The sequence below is a fragment of the Mycobacterium sp. genome (genome assembly GCF_032162605.1).
Lineage (GTDB): Bacteria > Actinomycetota > Actinomycetes > Mycobacteriales > Mycobacteriaceae > Mycobacterium.
The window spans coordinates 1-4696 of record NZ_JAVROT010000645.1; the positions used below are offsets into that span (position 1 = coordinate 1).

At 67.7% G+C, this 4696-nt stretch carries 3 protein-coding genes and 1 pseudogene; 2 read left to right on the plus strand and 2 right to left on the minus strand.

The features are described from left to right. Positions 1–135 (plus strand): annotated as a pseudogene (locus tag QOI01_RS36635) (acetate kinase); the annotation flags it as partial. Between the two features lie 2 nt (positions 136–137). On the opposite strand, the gene QOI01_RS36640 reads toward QOI01_RS36635, so the two are convergent. After that, positions 138–1370, minus strand: a complete 1233-nt coding sequence (locus tag QOI01_RS36640; RefSeq protein WP_526389231.1) for a glycosyltransferase — start codon at positions 1368–1370, stop codon at positions 138–140. 85 nt (positions 1371–1455) lie between these two features. On the opposite strand from QOI01_RS36640, the gene QOI01_RS36645 reads away from it, so the two are divergent. Continuing rightward, positions 1456–4500, plus strand: a complete 3045-nt coding sequence (locus QOI01_RS36645; protein ID WP_526389233.1) for an ATP-binding protein — start codon at positions 1456–1458, stop codon at positions 4498–4500. Here the strand turns inward: QOI01_RS36645 and QOI01_RS36650 are convergent. After that, a partial coding sequence (locus QOI01_RS36650) for a tetratricopeptide repeat protein (protein ID WP_526389235.1) occupies positions 4497–4696 on the minus strand: 200 nt, incomplete at its 5' end. The genes QOI01_RS36645 and QOI01_RS36650 overlap by 4 nt on opposite strands.

Consider the following 4696-nt stretch of genomic DNA (forward strand, 5'->3'; position numbering starts at 1 on the left):
GAGCACCTCAACAACAGCCCCGCCAAGGGGCCGCGGCGGATCACGGTCGACATGTCTCCGGTCACGGTGCTCGTCGTCCCCACCGACGAGGAGGGGGCGATCGCGCGGGCCTGCGCGGCGGCCGTCGACGGGTGACGTCACCCATCCTTCAGTAGCCGCTGTTCGATCAGGTCGGCACCGCGACTGACCCCACCCGCCGCAGCGAGTCCCGCCGCGACCCGCTGGGCGCCGTCGATCATCGACATCGCCTGTAGAACTTTGGCTTTCAAGCGCAGCGCGGTCAATCGCTTTGCCGGCAAGCGGGTTCCGCTTCGGGACACCTGCACGCGCCGGGCGACCTCGAGTTGATCGCGGCCGAATGGGACGACACAGACCGGGACGCCCCTGGCGAGCGCCTTCTGCGTCGCACCCATGCCCCCATGGGTGACGGCGCACACCGCGCGGTCGAGCAAGGCGCCGTGTGGCACGAAGCGCAGCGCGGTCGCGTTCGACGGCACGTCCAGTCCATCGGGCACACCACTGGGGAACGTTGCGACGACATGTACCGGCTCGTCGGCAAGGGCTTCCATGGCTGACGTCCCGAGCGTGTGGTCCTTCTGATGCTCGGAGGACGTCGTGACCAGCACGACGGGCGCGTCGACCTCGTCGAGCCAGCCCATCGCGACGGTCGAGGGCGGCTCGTATTCGCAGGCGCCGATCAGCTGGACCGCGTCGCCCCAGTCCGGGTGCGGGTACTCGAACGGCTCCGCGGTGGCTACCAACATCAGCGGTGCGCGCCGCAGAAACTCTTGGGCCGTCGCGACCGGCGCTGCGCTGGCGGCGGCGCAGACCGAGTTCAGCGGACCGAGAATCGTCTTCTCGAAGGTGCCCATCACCAACGGGCGCAGCAGCGCATCGCGCAATCGGCCGAGCCGACCTGGCCACGGCGGCAAACCGGGGCCGAACGGCGGCGTACCCCGGGACGGCATGAAAGGCGTGAATGGCCAGAACGCCAGCCACGGAAGCGACGAGACGCCGGCGAGCGCCGAAGCCCCCCAACAGTTCGGGTCGACGAGCAGCGCGTCGGGACTCACCTCGTCGAGCGTCGCGCGCAGGTCGTCGACTTCGTAGCCGCCGCGCCTGCCGAACACTTCGAATGCCATGCGAAGGGCCTGCATGGGGTTTGAGGCCATCCAGTCGGTCATCTCGATCGACTCGATGCGAGGGTCGATGGGCCCGGCGTCGAAGCCGAGCGCGGCAACCGCACTCACGCCTGCGGCGTGTGTCCTCAGCACGATGCGATGGCCGCGCCCCTGCAGTTCGGCTAGCAATGCGGCCATCGGGAGCAGATTTCCGAGGGCTGGTGAGGTGTACGCGAGGATGGTGGCCATTTGTCAACGATTTTGATTGCTGGTGGGACGGATTCTATCTGCACAAACCCATCGGACCTGCTGTTTCGGCTCTAACCTTTGAGATGTGAGCAGTGCGTCTGCGTGCCGGAGGTGCGGTACCGCGCCACGCGCAGGCGCGCGCTTCTGCGACGCCTGCGGGCTGGCGATCGTCGAGGTCGACGTGCCTGCCGAGCGCAAGCAGGTGACGGTTCTGTTTGCGGACGTGGTGCGGTCGATGGACCTCGCGGCGGTGCTCGACGCTGAGCGGTTGCGTGAACTGATGGGGCAACTGTTCAACCGCTGTGGCGCCGTCGTGCAGCGGTACGGCGGGACCGTGGACAAGTTCACCGGCGATGGCATCATGGCGCTGTTCGGCGCCCCCATCGCACTGGAGGATCACGCGGTTCGCGCGTGTGCGACCGCGCTCGAGCTGCAGACCCAGGCGAGCGCTCTGGCCGCCGAGGTGCTTCGTCGCGACGGGGTGGCGCTTGCCCTGCGGGTCGGACTCAATTCCGGCGAAGTGGTTGCGGGCCGGCTTGACGGCAGTACGTCGACCTACACCGCGGTCGGCGTGCAGGTTGGGATGGCCCAGCGCATGGAGTCAGTTGCCGAACCCGGCGGTGTGACGCTCAGCGCGGCCACCGCCCGCCTGGTCGAACACGTCGCAGAGCTCGGGCCCCCCGAGCTGGTGCACATCAAGGGCGCGGCCGCATCCGTACCCGTTCGGCGTCTGCTGGCAATGGCAACGAAGCGAGGCCCGCGCGGCCGACGGGAGTCGACGTTGACCGGCCGCGACCGCGAACTCGCCGAGGCTGCGTCGATCATCGAGGCCGCGGTGGCCGGGCGCGGCGCGGTGATCTGCATGGTCGGACCGCCCGGCATTGGCAAGAGTCGGATGTGTCGCGAGCTCGCGCACCGTGCGGAAAGTATTGGCGCGCGGGTGTTCTCCGCTGCAAGTGAGTCGCACACGAGCGACGTCTCGTTCCGCGTCATCGCCCAGTTGTTGCGGGAGACGTTGGAGGTCGGTGAGCAGAAAGCTTCCGAGGCCAGAACCGCATTGCGGACCCGATTGGTTGGCGCGGATTCCGAGGACATCGCACTGCTGGAGGACCTGCTCGGCATCGGCGATGCCTCGGGCGCCGTGCCGAACGTCTCGGCCGATGCTCGCCGTCGACGCCTGTCCGCGTTACTGAAATCCGCTGCCCTGAGCCGCATCACGCCAGCCTTGTACGTCGTCGAGGACGTGCATTGGATCGATGACGCGAGCGAATCGCTGCTCGTCGACCTGGTCGGTGTGATCCAGGAGAGCAGGTCGGTGATGGTGGTGACCTACCGTACCGAGTACACCGGTGTGCTGGCCCGGACGCCGGGCGCACGTGTCTTCGCACTTGCCGCGCTTGATGATTCGGCGGCGTCGGCGATCACCGCAGAACTACTCGGCGGTGACCCCAGCGTCGCGGGTGTTGTGGCCCGGATCACCGAGCAGTCAGCTGGGAATCCCTTCTACGTCCAGGAGCTCGTGCGCGAGCTCGCCGAGCGACGCGTGATCGTCGGCGGACGTGGCGCGTACCGCCTCGCACACGAGCTCGACGAGGTGAGCGTGCCGCCCACCTTGCAGGCCACGATTGGCGCACGTATCGACCGCTTGACCCCGCAAGCGAAACGGACGATGAACGCCGCTGCGGTGATCGGGTCCCGGTTCGACACCGAACTCCTGTGCTCCGTGCTCGACGAGCCGAACGGTGCCGGCTCGGATGCGCTCGCCGAACTGGTCCACGGGGAACTGATCGACCAGGTGTTGTTCACGCCTCGGGCGGAGTACGCCTTTCGTCATCCATTGGTGCGCGCGGTCGCGTACGAGTCGCAACTCAGACAGCACCGCGCCAAACTGCACAGCCGCCTCGCCCGAATCATCGAGGAGCGCAATCCCGCAGCTGTAGAGGAGAACTCGGCGCTGATTGCCGCTCACCTCGAGGCCGCGGGTGCACAGCGCGACGCGTTTGGATGGCATATGCGAGCGGGCACGTGGTTGGCCAATCGGGACATCGGGGCGGCTCGATCGAGTTGGGCACGAGCCCGTTCGATAGCCGACGGAATGAGCGTCTCCGAACCCGACCGCGAACTTCTCCGGGTCGGTCCGCGTGCGCTGTTGTGCGGAAGCACCTGGCGAGCGGGCGGCAGCGTTGCCGACACCGGATTCGACGAACTGCGCGCATTGTGCACGAGTGCCGCCAGCCGGGTGCCGTTGGCGATCGGGATGGCGGGCCTGATCTCGGGATTGAGCGTGCATCTCAAGCTCGATCAGGCCGTCGCACTGTGCGACGAGTATCTGTCGCTGTTGGACGCGATCGACGAGCCGGCGCTGACCGTCGGCCTGCTATACCCGGTCATTCACCTGAAATACGAGTCCGGTGCGATGAGTGAGGTCGCGCGGCTGGCCCAGCGGGTCGTCGACATGGCGGACGGCGACCCGAAGGCGGGCAACTTCCTCACCGGATCGCCGCTTGCCTTCGCCCTCGCGATGCGGGCGTCTGCGCGGGCAGGTCTGGGGCAGGCGGGATGGCGGGAGGATTTCCGCCTCGCCGCCGAATTGGCCCGCGAGGTCGACCCCACTACGTACATCTCGATCGTCATGTTCAAGTATGTGTTCGGAGTCCTCACCGGGGCATTGCACGTTGACGCCGAGGCCGCTGCCGACACGGCCGACGCGCTCGAGACTGCGCAGCGCTGCAGCGAGGACTTCGCTCTGCACACTGCGCAACTCACGCGGGGGCTCGTGCTCCTCGACGCGCCCGACGGCGATCACGCGACGGGCATTGCGCTCCTCGGAGTGGCGCGGTCGGCGGCTTTGGCCGACCGTTTCATGGCAAGCGCCGTGCTCGTCGCCGACATCCAGACCGCCAGAACCGAACTCCGCAGCGGGAACGCCGATGCGGCGATCACCTTGTCCAGGAACGTGATCGAACGACAAGTCGAGAGCGGAGCGCTGCTCTACCGCGGGGTGGCTTCGGCGGTGCTGATCGAGGCTTTGGTGTCGCGTGGGGGCAAGGAGGATGCCGACGAGGCCGCACGGGAGGCCGACGCGTTGTCCGCACTCGCCGCGGCGTCGGACTGGCCGCTCGCGCTTTAGAACGTGCTCATCGGCCGGATGTTGTTGGCCAGGTCGACCAGCGCGTAGCGGTGCGCCTGGGTGGGCGCGACCCTGGCCAGTCCGCGTAGCGACGCCTCGACGCCGAGCCGCAACCCGTGTTCGGTGAACGGGAAGCCCAGGATGTGATTGGTGCTCGCGGTGTTGTCGGCCAGCCAGTCCATCGCGGTGCCCAGTA

What these genes read in the sequence shown, in the direction of transcription:
- QOI01_RS36640 (WP_526389231.1), bottom strand. Translation starts at nt 1,370, where the DNA reads ATGGCCACCATCCTCGCGTACACCTCACCAGCCCTCGGAAATCTGCTC.